We start from the raw sequence: 23508 nt of genomic DNA on the forward strand, positions 1-23508 counted from the left end.
GGCGTCGTTATCGGCCTGATCGCCGCTCCCGCCGCAGCGCTGTTCCCGGCGATGGCGATGGCGATGGCGAGGGCGCAACGGGCGGTCGGTGACGCGATTGCCGAAGCGCCGATCGCCGGCTTTCCGCACGCCATAATCTATCGCCTGGCCGGACCGGCCAGGCGCCTTCCAACCATTGTCATTCTACCGGGAGCGGAAGGCGGCGATGGCGCGGGTCGACGCTTCGGCCCCATCCTTGCCCGGCTCGGTTACGCCACGATCAGCCTTCCTTATTATTCGCAGGCCTGGGGCGAACATGCCCCGCCGCCTCAATTTCCGGACCTTCCGGGGAGCTTCGTCGATATCCGCGTCGACCAACTGGCCCGATTGCGCGTAGCACTGAAGAACGATCACGGTCTTGACCTCGACAGGCTGGGGCTGTTCGCCGGCTCGAAGGGCGCGGAATTCGCGCTGATCGCAGCCAGCCGCTACCCTTGGATACGCAGCGTCGTGGCCTATGCTCCGTCCGATCTGGTGTGGGAAGGCTGGGGCCTGGAAACCTTTGAGGCCGAAGGCACCCGATCCTCCTTCTCGTTCGAAGGCAAGCCATTGCCCTTCATGCCGTATCGAGGATTTTCCGAAGGATTGCTGGCTGGACCCGCGGCCGATCTGCGCGCGATCCACGAGAATGGCCGGGCGGATCATCCCGAGCGTGAAGCCACCGCGTGCATCCCGGTCGAGCGGTATCGGGGGGCGCTGATGCTGGTGGCGGGAGATCGTGACCGGCTGTGGAATTCCGGACGCATGGCCCGATCAATCGTCGCTGCGCGACACGCCGCCGGCCTGAAGACCGAAGCCCTCATCTATCCGGATGCAGGTCACGATCTCGCCGGTGGTTCTGCTGAGCCGCGCGAAGATCCGCGGGGAGGAGGCTCGCCAATCGCGAATGCCCAAGCGCGCGCTGACGCCTGGCCAAAAGTGGTCGCGTTTCTCAAGCGCTCGCTGCGGCCCTGAGTTGTCGAATCGCGTCGGAATTCCCATGCTCAGCGGATCGAAGTCGCCAAGCTGTTACGACATGGATGGACGGCCGCTTTAGGGTCAGGACCCATTGATGCGAGGGCTGGGATCTGATTCAGGCTCCGAGAGGAGACTGGGATGAGCAACCTGTTTTGGCTGACGGACGAGCAGATGGCGCGCCTGCGACCGTACTTTCCCAAGAGTCACGGCAAGCCTCGCGTCGACGATCGACGGGTGTTGAGCGGCATCGTTTTCGTCAACCGCAACGGGCTGCGATGGCGGGATGCACCCAAGGACTATGGTCCGCACAAGACGTTGTACAACCGCTGGAAGCGGTGGAGCGAGAAAGGCGTGTTTGCGCGGATGATGGAAGGGCTTGCTGCAGCGGATGCCGAGCCAAAGACGGTCATGATCGACGCGACCTATCTGAAGGCGCACCGCACGGCATCGAGCCTGCGGGTTAAAAAGGGGATCTCGGCCGGCTGATTGGTCGCACCAAAGGCGGCATGAACACGAAGCTACACGCTGTCGCCGATGCAGAAGGCCGCCCGCTCAGCTTCTTCATGACCGCCGGGCAGGTCAGCGATTACACTGGCGCAGCAGCGCTGCTGGACGATCTTCCGAAGGCGCAGTGGCTGCTCGGCGACCGTGGCTATGACGCCGACTGGTTCAGGGACGCTCTGCAGGCCAAGGGCATCGAACCGTGCATCCCGGGTCGGAAATCCCGCAACGAGCCCGTCAGATACGACAAGCGCAGATACAGGCGCCGCAGCCGCATCGAGATCATGTTCGGGCGCCTTAAAGACTGGCGCCGCGTCGCCACCCGCTACGACCGATGCCCAACCGTCTTCTTCTCCGCCATCGCGCTCGCAGCACCGTCATCTTCTGGCTCTGATCAACGAGTCCTGACCCTAATAATACCAAGACGGCCGAACATAGCAGGCCAACATTTGCGCATGCGGGAGATCCAACATAATATGTTTTCCTAGAACATTCAGATATAATATCGGTGAAGAGATTTATATCGCATGCCTCTTTGATCTTACCGGGAGTTGCATAGCATTATTCATGCTTTTTGCACGCACCACCTCAATTGCCGTCCGGAATGCCTTCTGACCCCTTCGACCGACAATAATCTTTTACCTTATTCTTAGATATTTTTCTTTGCATCGCCTTCGCACCGAAATTGTCCAGCTGAGCAGTAACGGTAGCCGGGTTGGCACGAGAGGGCCCAAAATTATCCGACATCGTGGGAAGGCTGGTGATCGATGACGCGGTTGATAATCTGGTACCCGTAACAACTATCTCGTTCCCGTCCAAACCGGTCGGATCTGTTTTGTTTATCGGGTCGCTTCCGACATAATTGTACCAGTTCATCCCGTCGCCCTACCCGATGGGATCGGTCTGCATGAATCGCCCCAGCGTGGGCGAGTAGATGCGCGCCTTGTAGTAGTACATGCCGAGCTCGGGCAGCCATGCCTGGACGGTATACTGGAAGCGGCCGATATTGGTTGAAGCGGGAATGCCGTATTCGTCGTAGCGATTGACCCCGATCACGTTGCCCGAACCCCTTATTATGTGCCTCCCTTGGATGTCGGGGCGCCTTACGGCGGCGGAGGGTTGGGTGAGCCGGTGACCTTGAGGTTGCGACCGTTGTTCGCCTTGTCGTGCGTGTACTCGTACTTGACGCCATTGTTCACTGCACCGGCACGCTCGACCTTAACCAGCCGACCCTTGGCATCATAGGTGTATGTGATCGACTCGGAGGCAATGGCGGCCGATGCTGTGAAAGCGCAAGAGGCCAATAAATGGCTCGGCGGAGCGTACGCATCTTTGTCCCCTCACAGAAATGCGCATGCGGGTGCGCGAATTGCAGAATAAACGTTCGCCCGCAGCCCCCGTCTTCGTTGCGCACATGAAGAGAGCACAAGTCATCACCCGTCACAATACTTTTATGAATGTTAGCCGCGGATTAGGTTCGATAGTTCATTTGATCGGATGTGGATCAAAGCACAGGATGCCTTCGTACCGGCCGCTTTGCATCCCACCCCACCACTCCACCCTGCCTGCGTACGACTCCTCCTTAAGCAATCCATCGCGATCAGGCGCGATCATCGCCGAGGTACGATGCTGGAAGGCACGCTGCTCGACAGGATTGCTGCAACCGTGGCGGTGATCGCTGTCGCCAGCGTCGGCTTCATGGCGCGCAGCGGCCGAGTGGAGAGGCGGCGAGCGTAAACGGGACCGGCAATGGGGCCAAAATTCTTCTACCAAGAAGTATTGTTTATTATCAATATGATGGAAGGCCGAATTGGCGGAGAGGGGGGCACCGGGACCATCGGTATCATTCTTCCGTGTAGCCGAGCGCTGATCTCGTTGCTATCGGACGCAGCGGACGGCGGGGGAGTGCTGCTTTCGGGCGGGGTTCTCGTCGAAGTCCCGCCGTTCACCCTCGCGATCGCGCCCCTTGCGCCACTTCTGCGCTGAACATTGGCGATTTGTGGAAACCGGTCATAGTCAGCTGCCGCTACGCGCTTAGCGCCGGTCCGCTTCATGCTACGACTTGGCGTCCAATGCAGATGATGCCCCCGGGCGACTATCTGCTTTTCGCCCTTCCGAATTTGCCCTTGAGGACCTTGGCGCCGTCGCGGAGGAAGTCGAATGATCCGACCAGTGCTGCATCATGCGCACGCGTTCGTCCCAATACTCTCCGCGCGTATAGGCGCGGCGGCCGGCGTTGTTGTCGCAGTGCGCCAACTGACGCTCGATGGCGTCAGCATGCCATAGTCCCATCTCGTTGAGCAGCGTCGCGGCCATGACGGGGAACCTGCACGTCAATATGCTGCGGTGAATCGTCTGCGGCTGTGGCGATGCTCTTCGAGCTCGTCGACCATGGCGATGGCGTAGTCCGCAAAGCTGATCTTGCTATCGCCGGCTTCATCGATGACCAGCTGATCACCGCCGAGCCGGAACGTGCCGGTGCGCCGGCCGATCTCCAAATCTGAGCGTATGGCGGGTTTAGGGATCGCATCAGGCGCGCTGGAAGGCGACAAATGGACGCGTTGCCGACCGCAACTGATGCTGAAAGCAGCCTAACTGCTTATAGGCGTTAGCGGCTGGCAGCTCTCAAAAGCAGTATCGCGAATTGCAGCCGTGCGCGACATTAGCCTGCAAATGACCGCGAATAATCGGCGCAGTCATCCGTACCCAGGAAAGTCCAACTCTAAGTGCGCAGCCAGCGCTGGATCGTTCAATCGTTGACGTCCGGTTTACCCGGATCCCTGGGCCAGATCAGCCGCAGGCCACAACGCGCATCAAGTCGGCCTGGCGGCGCACTCCTGTCTTGTCGAAAACGCGCTGTAAATGCGTTCGGGCCGTGCTCCGGGCCACGCCCAGGAGGTGAGCGGCCTCCGGAATTGAACAACCTGCGTATAGTGCTTCGAGCAAGCGGAATTCCGCCTGTGTCAGCCCGAAAGCAGACCGAACCGCTCGAAGCCGGGGAACCTGCCCGATGCGCACCGGCTTCAACAGGATGATGATGCGAGGAGCACCGTCGCCCCCGGGTTGGATGGCGAAGAACTCGGCGTCGAGGCGCTGATGCGGTTTCTCGAACGTCGCGCTTGCGCGACTGTGAGCGATGGTGCTGGCGATTGCCGCGTCAAGGCGCCCGGCGACAATTTGGGTGGCACCGGCGACGCGGCCAAAGCTGCAGCGCAAGACGCTACCTTCGGCGAGAAGCTTGTGGCCACCGACGGTCGCTTCGACAAGCTTGCCCGATGCTTCGATGACGATGACCTCCGGCGTCTGCGCTGTCGGTCTCGGGTTCGGGGCGGGCCGCCGCAGAAAGACGGGGGCTTCCTCGTTGGCGGCAATGGTCCGGCTGTACATCGCGCGTGGCTCCTGCATGCTTTTATCGGTTGACGCGAAGCGAGGACGAAACCGGCCAGATGACGACGGAAAAATCAGCCGGAGCCGAGAGGCTGGCGGGCGCGCTCTATGAGGAACTGCGCACCGCCGCGCACCGCGAATTCCGCCGGGCGGGATCGCCGCAGACATGGCAGACGACTGCGATCATCAACGAGACGTGGATGAAGCTCCACGCCCGGGACGATTGGGAAAGCCGCGAGCATTTCGTCCGCACAGCCTCTACGACGATGCGTCACATCATGATCGATGCGGCCCGCGCCCGACTTGCCGAGCGCCGCGGCGGGGGCGCGCAACGCCTGCCGATCGAAGCAGCCGCGCAAGTCGCCGACGGGATTGACGACCAGATGCTGGTCCACCTAGGCGACACGCTGACAGAGCTGGCGGAACTTGACCCCGAACTGGCGAGGATCGTCGATTGCCGGTTCTTCGCCGGACTGACCGAGCCCGAAGTGGCGCAAGTCCTCGGCATGAGCGAACGGACGGTACGCCGCCGCTGGGCCCAGGCGCGGGCGTGGATCCATAGCGAATTACTATCGTCGTGAAACGGAAACTCAGTGCAGCTTGACCGATGAGACGCCCATGTGAGGCACGACAGCATCGAGCACGCCGATCCTGTTCCCCATATCCAGCAGAACGCGTACGCGATCGACCACGAATGGATCCCCCACCCGCGACAGACGGGCCTCGCGAACCGGGCCCGGCAGGCCCAAGCCATCGAACAACGCGTCGATTCGGGTCCATTCGGATCGGGTCGGCTTGTGCGTCGCCGGCGGCCCGGGCATCGCCCTAATTCCATCTGGGTGTTTCCGAGCCCCGCTGGAAACGCCCGCGGCCATCGACAGTGATGACCGGATTGCGGCAAAGATCGCGATTGCGGAAAATCTGTTCGCCCGGCCGATTACCGAGCAGCACACGCACGTCCCAGCGGCATCCCGGGCCTGGAAGGGGTAAAGTCAGCTTCCCTTTGATGCGGACATTTTCGGTGGCCCGATCGGGACCCCAGGCATCGACGCTGGCCGGCGACAGATAGACGCCGCGAAGCACGTTCGCCGTGCGATTTTGGATCGTCACGGTGCGCGGCGGGGCCGCACTGCACAGAAGAGGGACGGTACAAAGCAAAGCGGGAAGGAGGTGGCGCATCCGCAGTGCCTATCCCTCGAAATCGCTGCACGCCTCCCACATTCGGAGGACGTGCGGCGCGGCGTGGCGTTCTAGGCTTGGGAGATGTCCACCCGGTCTGCCCCTGCCAATTCGATGCTGGACGCGCATTGCGCCCGCGAGGTTTCCATGCAGCGCGAGATGGGGCGGGCGGTGTTCGCCCCGGCCCTGCTGGGCTGGGCTGGAACCGCGTCGGCACAGGTATTGCCGATCAAGATCAAGGCGCGCCCTCGCCCGATCATCAATCGACCGGTGCCAGTACCGCTGCTCGTCGGCAGGACGAAGCTGGTCAGCAATCCTGACGGCAGTTTCGTCTCCGATATTGACGGAGAGCGGCGGAACTTCGGATTTCGACCGGGCAGCGTCCACTCGATCCGGGGCCAGGGCTTCGGGCGGCTGTCGAACGCCAACGTGCTGGTGCTCAAGTCGAGTGACGGACGCTATGCGGCGAACCTCGCAATTAGCCGCCGGGAAGACGATCTGATCGTCGCGCAGGTGCCGGCAGGGCAGTCCGGCTTTCCGTCGAAGAGCCAGCTGACCTTGCTGATTGTGATCGGGCCGTCGAACGGGGGGCTGCGCATCCTTCACGATCGGCGGCGGCAGCTTCGAGGCCGAGGAAGCCGAAGTGAAGCTGGCGATGACTCGTTGGGAGCAACGCGCGCTCGAGGATGCCGGCCTGCGGATCAAGGCGTGGAACCGCGGGAGGGAGTTTGTCACGGCAGAGCGGGACGGCTCGATCACCGTCACGCGGTACCTCGATTTCCCGAAGGACCAGCGCACCCGCCTCTGCCCCGGCGCGGGCAGCGAGCGGATCAACCTGACCCAGCTGGAGACGGCGCTGGAACTGCGCCCCGGCTTCCGCCTCTCGCGCATCGCCATGGAAAACGGCCCGACCGACGGTCATTTCACCGGCAGCTACGCCAGCACCTGGCAGAAGGTGGACGAGCTGACCTTCCTCAAGGTCGAGTGGGGCGCGTGGCGGATGCGGCGCGATGCCAGCTTCAGCCTGAACAAACCGTTCGATGTCACGGGTGCGAAATTCGGGCGCCATGTCCCGGTTCCTGATGCCGATCGCGCGTTCACCGCGTGCGGGTCGGAATACAACCTGACCTTTTACGTGACCGGCCCGCGCGGCCTGTCGCCCCGCTGAGGAGCTTATATGTATCGCCTGATTCTAGCTGCGAGCCTTGCCTGCTGCGGGGCCCACATGGCTTCGGCACAGGTGCAGGTGCAGGCGCAGCGGCCGCTGCGGCCCAAGCCGAGCCCGGCGCCGCAGGTGTTTACGCCGAACACCGTGGTGGACGCCGGCGCCCTGCCGCCCGGGCCGGCGGACGCGGTGCCACGCGGCGTGATGCACGCATCGTGGGACCGCAAGGGCTGGATCGACACGATCGACGGCAAGCGATCCGGCATCCAGTTCCGGCTGGGGAGCGAGCATGTGATCCGGGGTGCGGGGCTGGCCAATGCCGTCCAGGGCTTCATCACCAGCTCGCGGATACCGCGCGGCGGCGGCAACAAATATGAAACCGTGGGGTCGGTGCTGACGATCGTGCGCAACTCCGATAGCGAAGTGGTGGTGCGGGTGTCGCAGATTTCGGGTGGCAAGGTGCGCTGGTCGGCGACCGGGCATCGCCAATATCCCGACGTTCGCCTGATCCTGCGCACGGATGGCGGTGGCCGGAACTTCAACTTCCCGATCCGTGGCGGGCGTTACTCATGTGCGGCCGGGGAGCCGAACTGCGAATGATCGCGCCGTTCCTGCTCGCCCTCCAGGTCTTCCCCGCCAGCGGTCCCGCCCCGGAACGCTATGATGGCAAGATGACGGTCACTTACGTCCCGATCTATTGCAATCGGGCGCCCTGTCCTCCGGGGAATTTCTCGATCCAGATGTCTGGGCATCCGCGGGTATCGGTGAAGACATTGCATTATGAGCCGCCGCCCGGGGTGCAGGCGCCGGGACGTAGGCAGGGGGACGGCGTCAGCATCGAGGGATCGGTGACGTTCGTCCGCAACGCCCAGGGGCGCGCGGCCGAGGCAGTGATCGTGCCGCGGCGCGTGGCCGATGGACTATGGAAGCCCTGATCAGTCCTGCTTGCGGACGATCAGGGTCGCGCCGTCGATCGAGAGATCGAGCCGCCTCGGATCTTTCGCCTGCTCGATCAGGAAGCCGTTGCCGGGCCTGGCTGCGAGGATCGCATCCATCGCGCGCGTGAGCCCGATGCGCACGGTCGGCACGCGGTCATAGTCGCTCGATACCTCCACGACATTCTTGGCGACCCGCTTGACCGTGATCGTGACGTCGGACTGCGATCCGCCCCGCGTATCGGCGACCACCGCGCCTTCATAGGTACCCGCGGCGATGTCGGCGAGATCGGGCTTGCGCTGCGCGGTTTGCGATGCCGCGGAGGCGAAGGACGTTGCCGTGACGGCGACGGTGGCGAGCAGGAGGGGGAGGATTCCAGTCATATCATTTCTCCATCGAGGGGATTTCAGCGCAGTATCTTGCGCTTGCCGGGAAGCTTCCTGCCGGCAGCGGGGGTGGCGGGTGTGCGAACGCCGCCGCGGATCGTATCGCCGGCGCGGATGGCCCCACCGGGGCGAGTCACTGCTTCGCCCGGCCGCAGCTTCCCCGCCAAGGGGCGTTCCTGCGTTTCGAGCCAGTCGGGATTGCTGGCTAGGGTCCAGGCGGTCTGGAAGTCGACATTGTTCGCAGGCGCGCGGGCGGTTTGCTCTGCAGGGGTCACGGTCAGCGATCGCTGCGGCCTTTGCGCGCGGCCGATGGCGGCGTTGACGACTGGATTGGCGCCGATCGGTGCGTCAGCGATACGATATCTGCACCGCCGCTCGGCGGGCACGCCTTCCTGGCCGACCGGGGTGCCGACCCGGGCGGTCTGGACGCTGCCACTGGTCACTTCAGCTCCCGGGGTGAAGCGCACCGGCGACGCGAAAGGACTGACCAGCTTGCCTGGGCCATGGGCGCTCGCCCGCACCGTGAGGTCGGAGCAATCGGGCATGGAGGGACGGGCGATGATCGCGCCAGCGATCGGTGCGCGAGGCAATGCGGGGAAGCGCGGGACGAGAACGACCGCTGTCACATTGCCCTGCCGCCACAAGGATACCGACACAGCCTGCGCGACCTGGCCCGGTGCACTCTCCGCCAAGGCGGTGTTGAAGCTTTCCCCCACGCCATCCACCGGGATGCGCTGGCTCTCGACACCCTTCGCGATGACGGCGCCCACGTCGAATTTCGCGAACTCGGCGAGCTTCAACAGGGCATCGCCGACCACGGTCGCGCCATCGACATCGACTTTGCCCGCATCGACCCTCGCGGTGACTGCGTCGAGAGTGAGCAGCCGTCCGGCATCACCCGCATGCGCCTTGATCGTTGCTTCGATCGAGAAGGGCACCTTCACGTAGAAGTCGGGCCGGCCGGCATCGAGCTCGATCTTCAACCGGACGTGATTGCTGGCGACCCGCAGCATGGTGTTCAGATTATTGCCGCTCGCGCTTACGGCCACGCTGGTCGCGGGGCCGAAATCGCAGCTGATCTCGTGTGGAGGCACCCTTGCGCCCGAATCCCGCTTCAGGATTGCAGCGGGCAGTTGCTGTTTCACTTCGTCGCAGGCGGTCCCCCGCGCCGCGCTCCACGCCGTCCTGGTGAAGGTCTCCAGGCCCTCCGGCCGATCGGCGAGGATCCGGAGGCCGTCGGCCTGCGCCGCGCGTGGATCGAAGGTCTGGACATAGATGCGCGTACCCTCGGCCAGAGCGGGGCCGGCCGTGGTGCCCGCGAGGATTAGGCCAAAAAGCAGGCGGCAGGAAATGCGGACGGTCAAGCGAAAACTCCGAACTGCAAAAGGTAGGGGGCGGATCAGTTGACCTGGCTGCGCGTGATCCGGCGGCCGCTGAACGGGTCCACATCCGCGGGGCCACGCAGCGAAATATCGACGCGATATCCGGTGAAGCAGGGGACCGAAAAAGCGCCCAGCACGAACATGTGATGGCGCCGGGCACTCAGCGGGATGCGGACGACCTGGTCGAGATCAGTCGTCCCGTTGCCGTTGACGTCCTTGTACGCACCCCGGCGGAACGGCGCATTGTCCGTCTTATAACCCTGGGGCGGGACAAGCGACGTGATCGTCACGTCCGCCAGCCGGAAGCCGTGGCGCCTCGGCTCGGTGATGTCGATTTCGTCGCCGCCGCGCAGCCGGGGTTCGGTGCAAGCGTCGTTCAGAGACGAAGGCGCCGGATCCTGCCAGCGTTTCGCGACATAGACAGTTGCGCCGGCCGTACCGATCGCACCGGGCGCAGCCGGCGCGACGCGCGCGACCTGCAACCCCGGCCAGATCTGAAGATGCAGCGCGGAATCGGGGATGTGGCTCAGCCTCACGGTGCGCATCTGGACGCGCTTCACGAACTCGACTTGCGGCTTGATGACCACGCCCGGAGTCAATTGCCTGGAGCGATCCTGGGCAGGCGCGGCGCGGGGTGTGGCGAGCGTCCCAAGCAGGGCCAGAACATGCAGCGTCTTCATGGCTATCCCCGTTTCTAGCGACTATCGCGGTGTGACGGGCGGCGATAGTCGCCGAAGGGGCTTGCGCCCTTCGGCCCTTCGAGCGTCACCGTCAGCCAATATCCGGACCAGCAGGTATTGAGAGCGCCCTCCTGCTTGACGAACAGCGGCGGGCGGATGCGGATCTGGTTCGCGTCCATAAGCGAGGCGGAGAAGACATCGCCAACCCTGGTGTTGACCGCGATCGCCTCGGCCGGGGATGTCTGCACCTGCCCGTAACGGGGCGGCAGCGGCTCGATATTGTAGCCGACCAGCCGGAAGCGCCGCAGCCGAACCATGGTCAGGTCGATGCGATCATAGAAGGGCGCGCATGCCGAGCCGACGCGGCTGCGTACGCGTTCGACCGCCAGTGCCGATTTGGAGTAATTGCGCGCAATGTCGCGTACCGGGCGGCTCCAAAATTGCGGCATCGCCAGGGTGAGGTCGCGATCAACCCAGTCGAACACTTCCTTGCGCTCGAGCTCGACGCTGGGCAGGCGAAGCACGACGTTCCAGTCAGGGATCGTGACGCCCGGCGCCAGCTTACCGGTGCCGATATGTGGTGAAGGCGTCACTTGCGCACGAGCGATACTGGCCGACGTGGCGATGCTGGTCAGTGCGAGCGCGATGCGGAGCGGGCTCACCGTGTGCGCCCCGTGATCGGATCCTTGCCCTTCGGTCCGATCATGTCGATCGACAGCTGCCAGGTCGCCTGGCACCCCAGGCGCTGCGTCTTGCCGCGCACGGGCGCGTCGAGCACCCACGGGCCAGGCGAGACGCTGAACACGTCGATCTCGGCCGGGTTATTGGCGTTCAACAGCCGCTCGCCATTGCGGCGATAGGGGCGGACATTCGCGGAGGCCGCCTGCTTGTATCCGCGCGGCCCGGGCGCCTCCTCTAGCCGGTAGGCGACTACGGTGAAGCCGTTCATGCGAGCGCGGCGAAGGTCGATAAGGTCCGCGGGCTGCCGGCAATTCTGCATCGGCACCGAGACGCGCGTGACTCCGGCGCGCGGGCCGGGCGTGCGCCGGGGCGCCTGCCAGCCATCACCGGTGTGCATCTTGATCATCTCCGGCGGCAGATTCTTCAGCGCGACTACGGCTTGCCGGGCCGGTGGACGCTTGATCGGCTCCATAACCGGCTTGAAGGTCTGCGCGCGCAGCGGTGCGGCGACCAGCGTCGCGGCGGCAATGCCCATTGGTATCGTGAGCCGGTTGATCTGCATCCTCAACATCCTCGAACGGGGGTATCGATGGTTTGACGTGCGCAGAGCGGAAATCCGGCCAAAGATTATTGGCGCTGTCGCAGGCTTGCGGGTGGACGCGTCCTTCGATCGGAGGAGACGTGGACGGGGGCACTGCGGCGCGATACCATCGCCGGATGCTGAAGAAGCCCGGCTCGGCGGAGTGGGCCGCGATCCTCGATGCGTTCGATCACCTCAGCGCTTTGTCGTCGGGGCGAGAGGAAGCGATCGCGGCGATGGAACTGCTGCCGGAGGTCGAGGCGGGCGTGCGGGCGATGCTTGCGACGAGCGAGCACAGCGGTGTGCTCGACCGACCGGTGGCACTCCCGGAAATGGGTCCAACGTTCGATTATGCCTCGCTTGCGCCCGACATGATCGTCGGCAGCTTCCGCGTTGAGCGGCTGATCGGCCGGGGTGGTAGCGGCGAAGTCTATCTCGCGCATCGCATGCGCGGCGATTTCGACCAGCGAGCCGCGCTGAAGATGCTGCGCCCGGAAGCGGCAAGCCGCTTTCACCGGTTCGAGGACGAGCGGCGTATGCTCGGCGGGCTCGAGCATCCCGGAATTGCGCGCCTGATCGACGGCGGCATCGCGCCCGACGGCCGGCCCTATATGGTGCTGGAATATGTCGAGGGGAGCGAGATCACCGCATGGTGCGCAGCCGAGCGCGCCGACCTTTCGACCCGGCTCCAGCTTTTCCTCCAGCTATGCGACGCCGTCCGCTATGCCCATGCCCAACTCATCGTCCACCGCGACTTGAAGCCCGGTAACATACTGGTCGATCGCACCGGGCGGGCGCGCTTGCTCGATTTCGGGATTGCGATGCTGATCGATCCGCTCGCGTTCGACCGGACCGCCACGCGAGCGCTGGCCACGCCCTGCTACGCCGCGCCCGAGCAGCTCAACGGCGGCAAGTTGAGCGTCGCTACCGACATCTATTCGCTTGGGGCGGTGCTCTATGAACTGTTGTCCGGCCACGATCCCTGGCGCTTCGGCGAGGATGATTTGTGGCAGACGATGCTGCGCCGCATGCTGCACGAGGAGCCGCCGGCGCCGAGCGCCACTGCGCAGGATCCGAACGTCACGCGAACGCAAATAGCCGGCGACCTGGATGCGATCGTGGGCAAGGCCATGCGACGCTCGCCCGCAGACCGCTATACCAGCGTCGATGCGCTGGCCGATGACATTCGCCGGCATCAGGCGCTGCAGCCGGTCGCTGCCTTGTCGGGCTCGCGGGCGTACCGCGTTCGCCGGCTGATCCGCCGCAACCGCTGGAGCCTGGGGGCGGCGGCGATCATCACCCTGGTGCTTCTTGCGGGCGTCGGCGGGACCGCCTGGCAAGCCCGCATGGCTGCGGAAGAGCGCGACGTTGCGCGATCCGAAGCGGCGCGGCTGGAAGCGGTCAACCAAGCGATGATGCAGGTATTCCGCGATGCGCGTGATCCGGCTCGGATCAAGAAGATGAGCGCCACCGACCTGATCGACGGCACCGCCAACCGGCTGGCGCAATCGCTTCCACCAGAATCGGCCGAATCCGCTTCGATCGTCGCGGCGCTGGCGGATCTGCACCTGATGGTCGAGAACCGTTCCGGTGCTCGGTCCCTTATCGAGGCAGCGATGGCGCGGGGGATCGGCCGCAACGATCCGCCAGGCGCGGCCCGGCTCAAGCTGAAGCTGGCGACCGTGCTTGTCGCCGATCGGCGTTTCGACGAAGCGCGGCGGCTGCTGGAGGCGGTGGACCGCTTCTGGCAGACCGATCCGCGCCGCTTCCGCCGCGAGCATGTCGAGGCGATCGGCGCTCGCGCCTTCATGCTGCGGCTGGAGGGCAAGCGCGACGAAGGTATCGCCCTGCTGATGGCCAATATGGCCGAGGCGGAGCGAGCCTATGCCGGCTATGATCGCGATCTTGCGACGCGCTATACCAATCTGGTCACACATCTGAGCGAGGCTGGCCGGCCCGACGAGGCCTTGGTGATCGTGCGCCGCGGCCAGGCGGTGCTGGCCGGGAACGAACAGCAATATTCGAACGGCGCGTTGAACCTGATGCGGCTGGAGGCCGGGCTCGCCACGCGCCAGGGCGACCTCGGCGCGGCAGCGGCCTTGTTGAGCAAAGTAGTGGCGGAGCGCCGCGCGCGCGCCGGGCGATCGACTGCGCTGGCCGTTGACCTGTTGCGCTACGCCAGGCTGCTCAACCTGCAGGGGCAGCCCCGCAAAGCTCTCCAACTGCTCGATGAAGCGCTGCCGATTTCCGCCGAACATATCGGGCCAGAAACTCCCGCGACCCTGCTTATCGAGCTTGCCCGCGCCGATGCGCTCTCAGATCTCGGCCGAGTGGAGAATGCCGAACGGCTCCTTGCCGCCGTATTAACGCGGCTTGAGGCGCAGCAGCCGATCGATACGACGCATGCAGTGAGCCTGCTGACCCGCGCTCGCCTGGCGCTGGTCCGTCGGAATGTGGCGGGCGCGCGCGCTGCCATGCTGGGGGCCAGGTCGCGGTTCGCCCAGCTTGGTGCCGCGGCGTCCGTTTATCACCAGGACATGAAGGCAATGGACGATCGTCTCAGCCGCGCAGTCCGGACACGCTGACGCGCCATCCTTCGAACATGGGATGCTGCGCCGAAGCAGGCAATTTACGCGTGGCTCAGGTCTGATTCGGCACTGTCCGTGTTCAGCGCGGGAGACTTGATGTCGTACGGAATGCCGCGGGGCTGGCACTGCTCACCCAAACTCTGCCCGCCGGCCAGCGCGCCGAGCCGCTGATCGGCAAACTGCCAACCGGACTGCGAACGCCCGCCCCCACTCGCAAACCGCCGATCGTCTCCGGGCCGCAGGAGCTGAGCGAGGCGGAACTGAAGTGGCGAAATCTGGTGGAGAAATGCAATCGGGCGGGTGCGCGGTGGCAAGTCGCGGTCAAGGGTGTCCGCCTCAGTGCCGGCGGCACCGACGTGGCGAAATCTACGGCAATATCTGGCTTTCGGCGAGCTTCGCTTCGTCGGATAGCTTTCGCCAGTCGGCTGCGGCTGCGCGGATGGAACCGGCAGACGATCTGGAGCACCGAAGAGCCCGTCATCCTCGGCAAATATCCGCAGACGGCGCTGTCAACGATCACGATCCCCGGGGTTTATCTCAAGCGCCAGATGATCGTTAAGGTTCATTTCGACCTGAAGGACAAGGACAGCCCCGGGGCGGACGAATATTTTCTCCTTCCTGGAAACACGGTCCACATCGGCCACGCCAATCATCACGCGTTTTCCTTCACGCCGCCGACATGTGAGGAGCAGCCAGAGTTCGAGCGGATCAGTCAGGTGAGCCTCACCGGTCGCGCGCCGGGCACTGCCCGCGGAAATTATGTCGCGATGGACGTCCGCGTAACCTGCTCGCGCCAAATCGAATGATCCCGGCACGTCTTCACGGATTTCGGGAGAGCCGCGCAAATGGCAGCTCCCGGAGGTCGACTGGCCTGTCGCAATGACCGCACTGGTCATGTGCCGGCGAACGCGGAGCACATCGAAAAATTGGTTCTACATCACAGTGGTGCTGGGGCACCGCATTGGTGTCCAGATGTAATAGCTAGGATACGGAGAGCGCGATGATTTGGGTGTTTTTGCTTGGGATTCAAACTGCTCCTCGGTTTTCGATGCAGTCGCCGCTGTGCCAAAGAGCCATCGGGTCTTGATGGAAGACGACAAGATTCGAGTCGTGCGGATTGAGGTGGCGCCCGGCGCGATTGAGCCGATACACGATCACCGCGGGCCAAGCGTGATGTATTTCGAACAGCCCCAGCCGATTACCTACATTGCCTACAAGCTGGTTGACGGCAGGCCGGTTGAAACGAAGCGCATCGACGCACCTGCGTTTGAGGTCACCCAGACCGTAAGAGGTGAGCCGGAGGCCCGCATGCCGTCTTGAACCGCGGATCAGCGCCGTTTCTCGCTGTGAGAATTGAGTTCAAAGGTGGAGTTCCACCCAAGACCAATAGCGCGGCTCCATAACTTCGGTCATTCATGCCGCATCCATGAAATGCGTTTCTTAGAACTAGGGAAGCGGATGCCAGAAGCGGCCGACTGCTAACGCCCCAACACTGGACATCATATGTATCGCGGACGAAGTATCCTTGTGGCTAGACAAGGAGGTGTGACTGCCCTGTTGCTGATCCTCACATCCACATTCAAGATCAGTCAAATCGGTTTCATGGTCTTTGTTGGGGTCGCCTTTCGGCTCGCCCGGAAGGGCGCAAAGGCGCGAACGCGATCACGATAGTCAAGGTGTAGTGAACGTCCTCTACTGGTGATTTGCGGACGAGCAGCTTTTACGAGCAAAGAGGACGATAGCCGCCGTTCTGGATCGGGCCAGCGTGATATCCTACTAGCAATTAGCCCCGGAAGGGCGCGGCTCAACAGAACCGCGCGTTCGGTAGCGGCGGGTATCCTACGATCGAAGGACGCGGGCACCTTGGGAGGCGGCTATTCAGTGCCTGCGTGTCATCCCTCAGGGAGTTTCAAGAATGAAGTGTCCGCACCTCACCGCCCGTCTTGCTAGTACGTTTGGCCTTCCCCCTATCCGCATGATGGCAGGAACCAGCCTCGTAGCTGTAGGGATGCTTCTCGCTTCGACAGCGTCAGCGCAGTCGGTAGCTGGGGGCCGCGACCGAGGTAGCAACAGCCTAGCCGTCGGGGCGGGCGCGCGGTCGGTCACGCAGGCGACGGCAATTGGGGTCCGGGCACGGGCCGCGGGTACTTCCTCTACTGCAATTGGTAATCGGGCCGATGCCCGAACCCGGAGCGTTGCCATTGGCGCCGATGCGCAAGCGCGTTCGACCTCGAGCGTTGCGATTGGCGAGGGATCAAGAGCATCCGGTACCCGCTCGGTAGCGATTGGCGCCGATTCGGTAGCGCTGAGCAGCGACGACAATTCAGCCTCGTTCGGCAATGCCACGCTCAAACGCCGCGTCATAAACATTGCCGACGGGGTGGCAGCCACCGACGCCGCGTCGGTCAGGCAGGTAACAGCGGGGGACGCCGCGACCCTGGGGGCGGCGCAGGGCTATGCCGACATTGGCGATGCTGCGATGCTGGCTGCGGCCAACAGCCATGCTGATGCCGCGGCGGCGACGACGCTCGCCTCGGCGCAGGCGTTCGCCGCAGCAGGAGATAGCGAGACGCTTTCTTCCGCGCGGGATTATGCGGACTCCGGGGACGTGGCTACGCTCGTCTCGGCGCAGGACTACGCCCGCGCCGGGGACGTGGCTACGCTCGCCAGCGCTCGCACGTACAGCGATCAAGTCGGTGCGCAAACGCTCTCGCTGGCCAACGCGTACACTAACGAGCGGATCGCTGGACTGAAGTTCGATCTTGATCGCATGGGAGACCGCGCAGATGCTGGCGTCGCCGCTGCGATGGCGGGCGCGAACATTCCCCAGGCGGTCGAACCGGGTCGAACCACGATTGGAATCGGGGCGGGAACGTGGCGTGGTCAGCAGGCGGTCGCGTTCGGTGCGTCCCATATGCTGAGCGGCGGCCATGTGGCAATTCGCGGCAGCGCCAGCTTGAGCGGTCACAAGGGTTCCGGCGGGGGCATGGGGATTGGCTTCAGCTTCTAAGGGCGCAGCCCCTCTCGCGGCAGAGACGGGTCTCCCATCCGACGGACCGGCGAGTGCTATCGAAAATACCATCAGATGCTTGTATGCTGTGGTATTTCAACGATCCGACTGGGATGTGTACGCCGCCTCGGCGCCGGCGAAGGCCTTCCGGATCGGGGGCGACGAGTTTGCGATCATCTGGGAGACGCTGGAGGACCTTCGGGACATCTCGGGCACGGCGCAGCGGCTTCTCGATTGCCTTGCCGAGCCGGCGTCATGTGACGGGCATCTGGTCTCTCCACCGGCGACGATCGGCGGCGCCGTGCTGGGAATTGAGGATACAACTGTCGAAACCGTCCGACAAAAAGCGGACTTCGCGCTTTATCACGCCAAGGAGACGGGCCGGGGCGGGTTTGTCCGCTATTGGCCCGGAATCGGGACCGCGATCACGAACGACTGACGGCCATCCGCGACCTTGGGGACGCCCTTCGCGCAAACCGCGTCGAGGCTTATTATCAGCCGATCTTCCGCCTCGACACGCGCGAAATCGTCGGCGTCGAAGCACTATGCCGCCTGATCACGCCGGAGGGCGACATCATTCCCGCCGCGGCCTTCAGCGATGCGGCCTCGGACGCGCAGATCGCCTGCTCGCTTACGGAGCGTATGCTCGAGCGTATCGTTGCGGACATCAGGAGTTGGCTCGATCTTGGCATTCCGGTCCAGCACGTCGGCTTGAATGTGTCCTATGCCGACGTTCACCGCGGCAAGCTCGGCGGCAAGCTCGGCGGCCAGCTCAGCGCCGCGTTCGCGGCGGCCAACGTGCCGCTCCAGCACCTCATCGTCGAGATCACTGAGAATGTTTATGGGACGCCGCGACCATGTCATCGCGCGCGAAATCAAGGCGATGCGAGCGCTAGGGCTGCGCGTTGCGCTCGACGACTTCGGAACCGGTTTCGCGTCGCTGACCCATCTGCTGACGGTCCCGGTGGATGTCCTCAAGATCGATAAGAGCTGCGTCGACAGCCTCTCGCCGGGGAACCCCAGCAGTGTGATCGTCGGAGGACTTTTGAGCATAGCCGAACAGCTCGGCATCCGCGTGGTTGCCGAGGGGATAGAAACGGAAAGCCAGGCCGCGCAACTGAGCGCATTCGGCTGTGTCTTGGGGCAAGGTTATTTGTTCTCACCGGCCGTCGATCGCGATGCTATGACCGATCTGCTGCTTCGGTTGGGGCAGCCACTGCCCGCCGAAACGCCGTCGGTGGCCACGGAAAGTGCGCGCACCGGTGGTACGGCTGCCGGTGCCAATCAGCGCACGCCTCCTGACGCACAGGGGGCGGTGAGGCGCCGGGCGTAAGCCCCTGCCACCGCAAAGCCAGTTCAACCTCGCGGCTCATTGGATGGCCATAGAAGGGGTCCAAACGACCATCGCCACCTTTGCCCGGGCCCAGGCTGCGCCGGATAACGCCGGGGCACCTGCTTAGGCTCGGTCACGCTCCACATCCTTCTGCCAGCTCAGAATTAGCAGACGGGCACGGCGACCTACTCGAAACAGCAATAGCCGTGCTCCTCGATCAGGGCGATTGCCTCCTGCTCGTCGGCCGCCGTGCCGTCCAACGAATGGAATCGCACCAGCGTCCACGGGTCAAGCTCGGCGGGAAGGTTGCTTCCCTGCTCGTCGATCGTCAGCGCATGCAGTCTGTCGGAATTCGAGAAGAGCCAAGCGTCCATCCCGATCCCTATTCATGTCACGCATCGCCAGCGTCAACATGGACGGCCAACGAGGCGCCCCGCCGGCGCCTTGCATATTGCGGGCGCCGGCAACTGCGATGCCGACCAGATTCGACGCGAAGGCGCATTTGGGCAATACGGCGCGCGATGACGACGATCGAAACCTATCTGGCCAATGCCGCAGCCCAGCGCGCGGCAGCCGAAAACACCGACCTGCCGAACCGCCGCGCGATGCATGAGCGCTCCGCGGTCACTTGGGAAACCATGGCCCGCGCCGCCGAGGATACGCTCGGCAGGGCGGCCGTGAACCTGGCCTCGAAAATGAGCGCCGCGGGCTGACTGCGCTGCTAAGCTAAGCTAAGCTAAGCTAAGCTAAGCTAAGCTGAACTGGTCGCAGCAGGCACGGCGCCCGCGATCGACTGCGGCTTCAGCTGTGAGCTTGCCGCTTGTCGTCTCGCACGGGAGTAAATCCGCCGTGACTGCCGGCCCTGCTATCGCGTAGCTTTAAGCAGAGCCGAAGCGGCGCCGAAGCCGACCTCCGCTCTTTCACCAAGCGGTGCATCGGAAGAAACGCACGGCCTCATTGCCCGAGTTGGCGAACGCGTGGACCTGGGCACTGTCGAACACATGGTTCGCCGCACTCAGCTCGATCGTCTCAGTCTCGAGTTCGAGTGTGAGCCTTCCCGCGACCACGAAGATCATCACATGCCATCCAGCCGGGTCGGCCGCGGCCTGGTAGCGTTCGCCCGGCTCGAGCCGCCATTCCCATAGCTCGACCTCGCGCCGGACATCGATGCTCCATCGCAATACGCCTTCGCCGCCTTGCTCGCCGCTCCAGCCGGCCCGGTCAATTCGGGCGGTGCGCGAGGCCGATGGGTCTGCGACGAGATCGGCGAGGGTGGCATTGAGGGCGATACCGATGCGGTCGAGCGTTGCGGTGCTGACGCTGGTCGCACCATTCTCGATCCCGCCAACCATGCGCAGGCTGACGCCGGAAGCTTCCGCCAGGACTTTCTGGCTCATGCCAGCGGCGATGCGACGTAAACGCACATTTGCGGCTACGTGCGTGAGAAAAGACGAGGTGACTTGACTAGGCAAAATATTGCCTCCACGGGCTAAGGCAGTATTTTGCTTACCGGGCTTTGACGATGATGCCTATTCCCTTGTGGGGCCGACTTATTCTCGCTGGCGCATGTCTGCTTGCCGCGCCGGCGTTGGCCGACACGCCGGCGCCGGATACCTCGCTTACGAAGGTTGCCGCGCGGGAGGATCTGGAACTCGCGATTTCCGCCGTCGAGGCAGCCATACCGAACATCTACTGGCATCAAAGCCGCCGCGCATGGGCGGCGGCTAAAGCCAAAGCGCGCGCGGGTGTCGCGCGCGTCAGCGACAGTGAGGGTCTTTGGCGCGTCATGCGTCCGCTGCTCGGCCAGATCGGCGAAGGGCATCTCAGCGTCCAGCTGAGCGATGCCATGAGCCAGGGTTACAGGGGGGCGCCGCGTTTTCCGCTGGATCTGCTGTGGACCGAGCGGGGTGCGTTCGTGCTCGCCGGCCATGGTGCCGCGGCGGATATCCCCAAGGGCACGCGGCTGATCTCCGTCGACGGCGTCCGCGATGCCGACCTGCTGCGCGAGATGGTGGCGGTCACCCCGCATGATGGTGTGATCCGCACCGCCACGATGCGCACCGTCTCGGGACGGGGTTTCTCGTCGATCCTGTACAGATTGCGCGGGGCGCAGTCGCACTTCCATGTCGTGCTCGAAGGCGCTGGCGGACGGATCGAACGCGACTTCCCGGCGGTGTCTCCGCTTGCACGGCCCCCAGAGGCCGCAGACCCGGCGCCGCTGCCGACGCTCGAATGGCTCGATGACCACACCGTCTATCTGAACGTGCCGACCTTCAGCAATGCCCGGCTGCGCAAGGTGGGAACGACCTTTCCCGACGCGATCCAAAGGATATTCGCCGAGATCGAGCGGCGTGGTGCGAGGGATCTTATCCTCGATTTGCGCGAGAATGGCGGCGGGTCGGAGCCCAACGAGAGCATCCTGTTCTCCTACCTCGTCGAAAAGCCGCTGCACAAATATGCCGCGGTGGAGGCACGCGCACGTCGCATTGTCGTGACCAGCCTCAGCGGGAAGCGCTTCGAGACCGAGGTTTTTGATGACGATGACAAGGACCCCCAACGCCAGATTCAGGGCGGGCGCTGGACGCGTCTGAACACGCCCCCGAACGGTCTGATGTCGCGGTGGACGGCGTTCGCTCCGATCTTTCACGGGCGTCTCGTCGTGCTGGCAGGCGGCGAGACCTTTTCAGGCGGCGCGGAACTCGCTTCGATGCTTCGTCACACGGAGCGCGCAGTGTTCGTCGGAGAAGAAGTCGGCGGCGCTTACGAAGGCAATACCAGCGGCTATCGCTGGAATCTCGAACTTCCCAACAGCGGGATGAAAATCGCGATTCCGCTGCTGCAGTTCCGCATGAAGTGGGCGGGTCGGCGTTCGCATGGGCGCGGCGTGCTGCCCGACTGTCCGGCACCGCCTGAAGCGATGCAAGCCAACGAGCGGCGGGATCACGCTTGGCGGGTCGCGGTCGCGCTTCTTCGGCAAGACTGGCAGACGCCGCGGCGCGCACTCTGCCCGCAAACCGACTGAGCTAGCGGTGGGACGGGTGGGGACCTGCAGTGGGCTATTTTGAGGCAACCGCGCTCAGTTTCGCCAGTTCCCCATTCGAAAGGATCTGACGATGCCCCTGAAACTCGAAGGGTCGTGCCGCTGCGGATGGGTTCGCTTTTCCGCCGACAGCCACGCGCCCGTACCGTTCATGCGCTGCTATTGCTCGATCTGCCGGAAAACCGCCGGGGGAGGCGGGTACGCGATCAATCTTCACGCCGACAAGCGGACGCTGGCGATCGAAGGTGAGACCGCGGTCTTCCATGCGGAGCTTGATGACGGGGAGGGCGGGTGCACCGTCAGCACCGGCGAGCGGCATTTCTGCGCCAAATGCGCCAGCGCGCTATGGGTGTTCAGCCCGGAATATCCTGATCTCTTCCATCCCTTCGCTTCAGCAATCGACAGCCAGCTGCCCAAAGCTCCGTCCCGCGTCCATATGATGCTCGCCTCGAAGGCATCCTGGGTCGAGCCCGTTTTTGGCTCCGACGACCAGTGTTTCGAGGAGTATCCCGAGTACGCGCTCGAAGATTGGCACCGGGCGCGGGGCTTGTGGATCGACTAGATCCTGCGGTCGCGATGGCTGCGGAGACTGGCCGCGTCCCGGAGCATTGCCGACGGAAAGTTGACATTGGTCGGGGCCGTCCCCGTGTCCCGCACGGGCAAGCAGAGCAAGCCGCGTCCATACCGCTTCACGTTCAATTTCCAGGGCGGGTTGTGACGGTGGCACCTGCGACCCGGTCCCACGTTCAACACGCGCCGAGAAACCATGCCAGGAGAATAGAATGAAGATGAACCCGCGAGTTGCCCTCGTCATCGGTATCGTGCTGCTCGCGGTCGGTGCATTCATCACCTTTGGCAACGCGCCGCCGAAAGCGGATCCCGTTAGCGCCGCGGCCTGTCGAGAACGGTTCAAGGACCAAGGCCAGGAGATGCTCGATCGCTGCGACGAAGCGGCCTTTGCCACGGCGATGACCGCGGCCGATGCCAATCAGGCAGCCGCGTCGATCAGCGCCAGCAACAATCAGGAGGTCGGCGGCAACGCTCTCGGCATGTTCCTGCTCGGCATCGGCCTTGTTCTCACGCTGGCGGGCGGGGTCGCCTGGATGAAGCAATCCGGCGACGGGGCAGGGGAACCTCGCAAATGATGCTGTCTGCATTACTCCTTCTCGCTGTGTCACCGGAAGGTGCCGCCGCCCTTCCGGAACACGATCCGACCGAAGCCGCCCTGCAGCGTTGCATTGCTGCTCCGGCAAACGCGTCGACCGCCGGGCAGACCGAATGCGAAGCTCAGGCGTCAAGCGATTACGACCGGCGATTGAACGTGGCATATACGTCACTGACGCGCCGACTTTCGGCGGCTGCGGCAACCCGGTTGCGGACGGCGCAGCGCGCCTGGCTGTCGTTCCGATCTGCTGACGGAGAAGCCCGTTCAGCCCTTTACGCGACGCGCAAAGGCACGATGTACGTACCGATGCAGGCCGGGGCGGCGACGAACATCATCCGCGACCGCGCGCTTCAGCTGGAAAATGATCTCCGCGTCATGACGATCGACGGCTAGAGCTCCCTTCGGTCGCCGCATGTGCGCCGGGTGGGAGGAGGGCAGGGTCGCGGAAGACACTGCGGAAGGCGGCCATGGCTCGGCTCGGCTGCTCCGCGGCGATTTC

At 64.1% G+C, this 23508-nt stretch carries 30 protein-coding genes and 5 pseudogenes; 20 read left to right on the forward strand and 15 right to left on the reverse strand.

The features are described 5' to 3' along the window. Positions 1-51 precede the first annotated feature (51 nt). Positions 52-993, forward strand: coding sequence for an acyl-CoA thioester hydrolase/BAAT C-terminal domain-containing protein (locus CVN68_RS03385; RefSeq protein WP_158298709.1), 942 nt, complete (start codon positions 52-54; stop codon positions 991-993). Between the two features lie 141 nt (positions 994-1134). Beyond that, positions 1135-1891, forward strand: a pseudogene (locus CVN68_RS03390) (IS5 family transposase). A gap of 194 nt (positions 1892-2085) precedes the next feature. On the opposite strand, the gene CVN68_RS23605 reads toward CVN68_RS03390, so the two are convergent. Further along, positions 2086-2373 (reverse strand): RHS repeat-associated core domain-containing protein, encoded by a 288-nt coding sequence (locus CVN68_RS23605; RefSeq protein ID WP_199560205.1) that lies wholly within the window; start codon positions 2371-2373, stop codon positions 2086-2088. Between the two features lie 9 nt (positions 2374-2382). Continuing rightward, complete coding sequence (locus CVN68_RS23610) at positions 2383-2553, reverse strand: RHS repeat-associated core domain-containing protein (protein WP_199560206.1); 171 nt, start codon at positions 2551-2553, stop codon at positions 2383-2385. A gap of 441 nt (positions 2554-2994) precedes the next feature. On the opposite strand from CVN68_RS23610, the gene CVN68_RS23855 reads away from it, so the two are divergent. Beyond that, entirely contained in the window at positions 2995-3234 is a 240-nt protein-coding gene (locus CVN68_RS23855) for a hypothetical protein (protein ID WP_233503559.1), read from the forward strand. 358 nt (positions 3235-3592) lie between these two features. Here CVN68_RS23855 and CVN68_RS03410 read toward each other — a convergent pair. The 3 genes and pseudogenes from CVN68_RS03410 to CVN68_RS03420 form a co-directional block, all read right to left on the reverse strand. Next, positions 3593-3822, reverse strand: a pseudogene (locus tag CVN68_RS03410) (tyrosine-type recombinase/integrase); the annotation flags it as partial. 8 nt (positions 3823-3830) lie between these two features. Further along, positions 3831-3989: pseudogene (locus CVN68_RS24395) on the reverse strand (NAD(P)-dependent oxidoreductase); the annotation flags it as partial. Positions 3990-4287: 298 nt separating this feature from the next. After that, positions 4288-4884: a helix-turn-helix transcriptional regulator gene (locus CVN68_RS03420; RefSeq protein ID WP_158298710.1), complete on the reverse strand. Its 597-nt coding sequence runs from the start codon at positions 4882-4884 to the stop codon at positions 4288-4290. Positions 4885-4943: 59 nt separating this feature from the next. Here CVN68_RS03420 and CVN68_RS03425 point away from each other — a divergent pair, with 59 nt between their 5' ends. Continuing rightward, positions 4944-5465: an ECF-type sigma factor gene (locus CVN68_RS03425; protein WP_158298711.1), complete on the forward strand. Its 522-nt coding sequence runs from the start codon at positions 4944-4946 to the stop codon at positions 5463-5465. Between the two features lie 9 nt (positions 5466-5474). Here CVN68_RS03425 and CVN68_RS03430 read toward each other — a convergent pair whose 3' ends face one another. From CVN68_RS03430 to CVN68_RS03440, 3 genes are all read right to left on the reverse strand, one after another. Then, positions 5475-5705, reverse strand: coding sequence for a hypothetical protein (locus CVN68_RS03430; RefSeq protein WP_100280958.1), 231 nt, complete (start codon positions 5703-5705; stop codon positions 5475-5477). 4 nt (positions 5706-5709) lie between these two features. Beyond that, positions 5710-6063 carry a hypothetical protein gene (locus CVN68_RS03435; RefSeq protein WP_100280959.1) on the reverse strand — a complete coding sequence of 118 codons (354 nt, stop codon included), beginning with the start codon at positions 6061-6063 and terminating at the stop codon, positions 5710-5712. A 71-nt stretch (positions 6064-6134) separates the two neighbouring features. Continuing rightward, positions 6135-6506: a hypothetical protein gene (locus CVN68_RS03440; RefSeq protein ID WP_100280960.1), complete on the reverse strand. Its 372-nt coding sequence runs from the start codon at positions 6504-6506 to the stop codon at positions 6135-6137. A 200-nt stretch (positions 6507-6706) separates the two neighbouring features. Between CVN68_RS03440 and CVN68_RS03445 the strand changes: the two genes are divergently transcribed. From CVN68_RS03445 to CVN68_RS03455, 3 genes are read left to right on the forward strand one after another with little or no spacing between them, the layout of a single operon-like run. Then, a complete protein-coding gene (locus CVN68_RS03445) occupies positions 6707-7231 on the forward strand; it encodes a hypothetical protein (RefSeq protein WP_100280961.1) in 525 nt (174 codons plus the stop codon). A 57-nt stretch (positions 7232-7288) separates the two neighbouring features. After that, complete coding sequence (locus tag CVN68_RS03450; RefSeq protein WP_100280962.1) at positions 7289-7828, forward strand: Rossmann-fold NAD(P)-binding domain-containing protein; 540 nt, start codon at positions 7289-7291, stop codon at positions 7826-7828. Further along, entirely contained in the window at positions 7825-8163 is a 339-nt protein-coding gene (locus CVN68_RS03455; protein WP_100280963.1) for a hypothetical protein, read from the forward strand. Before CVN68_RS03450 ends, CVN68_RS03455 begins: the two co-directional genes overlap by 4 nt. On the opposite strand, the gene CVN68_RS03460 is transcribed toward CVN68_RS03455, so the two are convergent. The 5 genes from CVN68_RS03460 to CVN68_RS03480 are packed head-to-tail and all read right to left on the reverse strand — an operon-like array spanning position 8164 to position 11855. Beyond that, positions 8164-8547 (reverse strand): hypothetical protein, encoded by a 384-nt coding sequence (locus CVN68_RS03460; protein ID WP_100280964.1) that lies wholly within the window; start codon positions 8545-8547, stop codon positions 8164-8166. Between the two features lie 23 nt (positions 8548-8570). After that, positions 8571-9914: a hypothetical protein gene (locus CVN68_RS03465; protein WP_100280965.1), complete on the reverse strand. Its 1344-nt coding sequence runs from the start codon at positions 9912-9914 to the stop codon at positions 8571-8573. Between the two features lie 35 nt (positions 9915-9949). Then, positions 9950-10612 carry a hypothetical protein gene (locus CVN68_RS03470; RefSeq protein ID WP_100280966.1) on the reverse strand — a complete coding sequence of 221 codons (663 nt, stop codon included), beginning with the start codon at positions 10610-10612 and terminating at the stop codon, positions 9950-9952. 14 nt (positions 10613-10626) lie between these two features. Further along, positions 10627-11274, reverse strand: coding sequence for a hypothetical protein (locus tag CVN68_RS03475; protein ID WP_100280967.1), 648 nt, complete (start codon positions 11272-11274; stop codon positions 10627-10629). Next, the gene (locus tag CVN68_RS03480) at positions 11271-11855 is read right to left on the reverse strand and encodes a hypothetical protein (RefSeq protein ID WP_100280968.1); all 585 of its coding nucleotides are present in this window, start codon (positions 11853-11855) and stop codon (positions 11271-11273) included. The genes CVN68_RS03475 and CVN68_RS03480 overlap by 4 nt, the downstream gene beginning before the upstream one ends. A 119-nt stretch (positions 11856-11974) precedes the next feature. Between CVN68_RS03480 and CVN68_RS03485 the strand changes: the two genes are divergently transcribed. From CVN68_RS03485 to CVN68_RS24150, 8 genes and pseudogenes are all read left to right on the forward strand, one after another. After that, the gene (locus CVN68_RS03485) at positions 11975-14458 is read left to right on the forward strand and encodes a protein kinase domain-containing protein (RefSeq protein WP_233503560.1); all 2484 of its coding nucleotides are present in this window, start codon (positions 11975-11977) and stop codon (positions 14456-14458) included. Between the two features lie 281 nt (positions 14459-14739). Beyond that, positions 14740-15267 carry a hypothetical protein gene (locus tag CVN68_RS03490; protein WP_100280970.1) on the forward strand — a complete coding sequence of 176 codons (528 nt, stop codon included), beginning with the start codon at positions 14740-14742 and terminating at the stop codon, positions 15265-15267. A gap of 280 nt (positions 15268-15547) precedes the next feature. Continuing rightward, positions 15548-15781: a hypothetical protein gene (locus tag CVN68_RS03495; protein WP_233503561.1), complete on the forward strand. Its 234-nt coding sequence runs from the start codon at positions 15548-15550 to the stop codon at positions 15779-15781. Positions 15782-16469: 688 nt separating this feature from the next. Beyond that, positions 16470-16766, forward strand: a pseudogene (locus tag CVN68_RS24400) (hypothetical protein); the annotation flags it as partial. A gap of 75 nt (positions 16767-16841) precedes the next feature. Further along, positions 16842-17471 (forward strand): YadA C-terminal domain-containing protein, encoded by a 630-nt coding sequence (locus tag CVN68_RS23860; protein ID WP_233503562.1) that lies wholly within the window; start codon positions 16842-16844, stop codon positions 17469-17471. Positions 17472-17559: 88 nt separating this feature from the next. Beyond that, complete coding sequence (locus CVN68_RS23615) at positions 17560-17910, forward strand: diguanylate cyclase domain-containing protein (RefSeq protein WP_233503563.1); 351 nt, start codon at positions 17560-17562, stop codon at positions 17908-17910. After that, positions 17874-18248: pseudogene (locus CVN68_RS24405) on the forward strand (EAL domain-containing protein); the annotation flags it as partial. The gene CVN68_RS23615 and the pseudogene CVN68_RS24405, both read left to right, overlap by 37 nt. Before the next feature lie 64 nt (positions 18249-18312). Further along, positions 18313-18804 carry an EAL domain-containing protein gene (locus CVN68_RS24150; RefSeq protein WP_267893733.1) on the forward strand — a complete coding sequence of 164 codons (492 nt, stop codon included), beginning with the start codon at positions 18313-18315 and terminating at the stop codon, positions 18802-18804. Positions 18805-18989: 185 nt separating this feature from the next. Here the strand turns inward: CVN68_RS24150 and CVN68_RS03510 are convergent, their stop codons facing one another. Next, entirely contained in the window at positions 18990-19178 is a 189-nt protein-coding gene (locus tag CVN68_RS03510; RefSeq protein ID WP_100280972.1) for a hypothetical protein, read from the reverse strand. Between the two features lie 147 nt (positions 19179-19325). Here CVN68_RS03510 and CVN68_RS03515 point away from each other — a divergent pair, with 147 nt between their 5' ends. After that, positions 19326-19517, forward strand: coding sequence for a hypothetical protein (locus tag CVN68_RS03515; RefSeq protein ID WP_100280973.1), 192 nt, complete (start codon positions 19326-19328; stop codon positions 19515-19517). A gap of 207 nt (positions 19518-19724) precedes the next feature. Here the strand turns inward: CVN68_RS03515 and CVN68_RS03520 are convergent, their stop codons facing one another. Next, complete coding sequence (locus CVN68_RS03520; RefSeq protein ID WP_100280974.1) at positions 19725-20201, reverse strand: helix-turn-helix domain-containing protein; 477 nt, start codon at positions 20199-20201, stop codon at positions 19725-19727. 191 nt (positions 20202-20392) lie between these two features. On the opposite strand from CVN68_RS03520, the gene CVN68_RS03525 reads away from it, so the two are divergent. From CVN68_RS03525 to CVN68_RS03540, 4 genes are all read left to right on the forward strand, one after another. Further along, positions 20393-21826, forward strand: coding sequence for a S41 family peptidase (locus tag CVN68_RS03525; protein ID WP_158298713.1), 1434 nt, complete (start codon positions 20393-20395; stop codon positions 21824-21826). A gap of 91 nt (positions 21827-21917) precedes the next feature. Further along, complete coding sequence (locus CVN68_RS03530; RefSeq protein ID WP_100280976.1) at positions 21918-22406, forward strand: GFA family protein; 489 nt, start codon at positions 21918-21920, stop codon at positions 22404-22406. A gap of 220 nt (positions 22407-22626) precedes the next feature. After that, positions 22627-22989: a hypothetical protein gene (locus tag CVN68_RS03535; RefSeq protein ID WP_100280977.1), complete on the forward strand. Its 363-nt coding sequence runs from the start codon at positions 22627-22629 to the stop codon at positions 22987-22989. Further along, positions 22986-23402 carry a lysozyme inhibitor LprI family protein gene (locus CVN68_RS03540; RefSeq protein ID WP_100280978.1) on the forward strand — a complete coding sequence of 139 codons (417 nt, stop codon included), beginning with the start codon at positions 22986-22988 and terminating at the stop codon, positions 23400-23402. The genes CVN68_RS03535 and CVN68_RS03540 overlap by 4 nt, the downstream gene beginning before the upstream one ends. Positions 23403-23508 lie beyond the last annotated feature (106 nt).

Source organism: Sphingomonas psychrotolerans (genome assembly GCF_002796605.1).
Taxonomy (GTDB): Bacteria; Pseudomonadota; Alphaproteobacteria; order Sphingomonadales; family Sphingomonadaceae; genus Sphingomonas; species Sphingomonas psychrotolerans.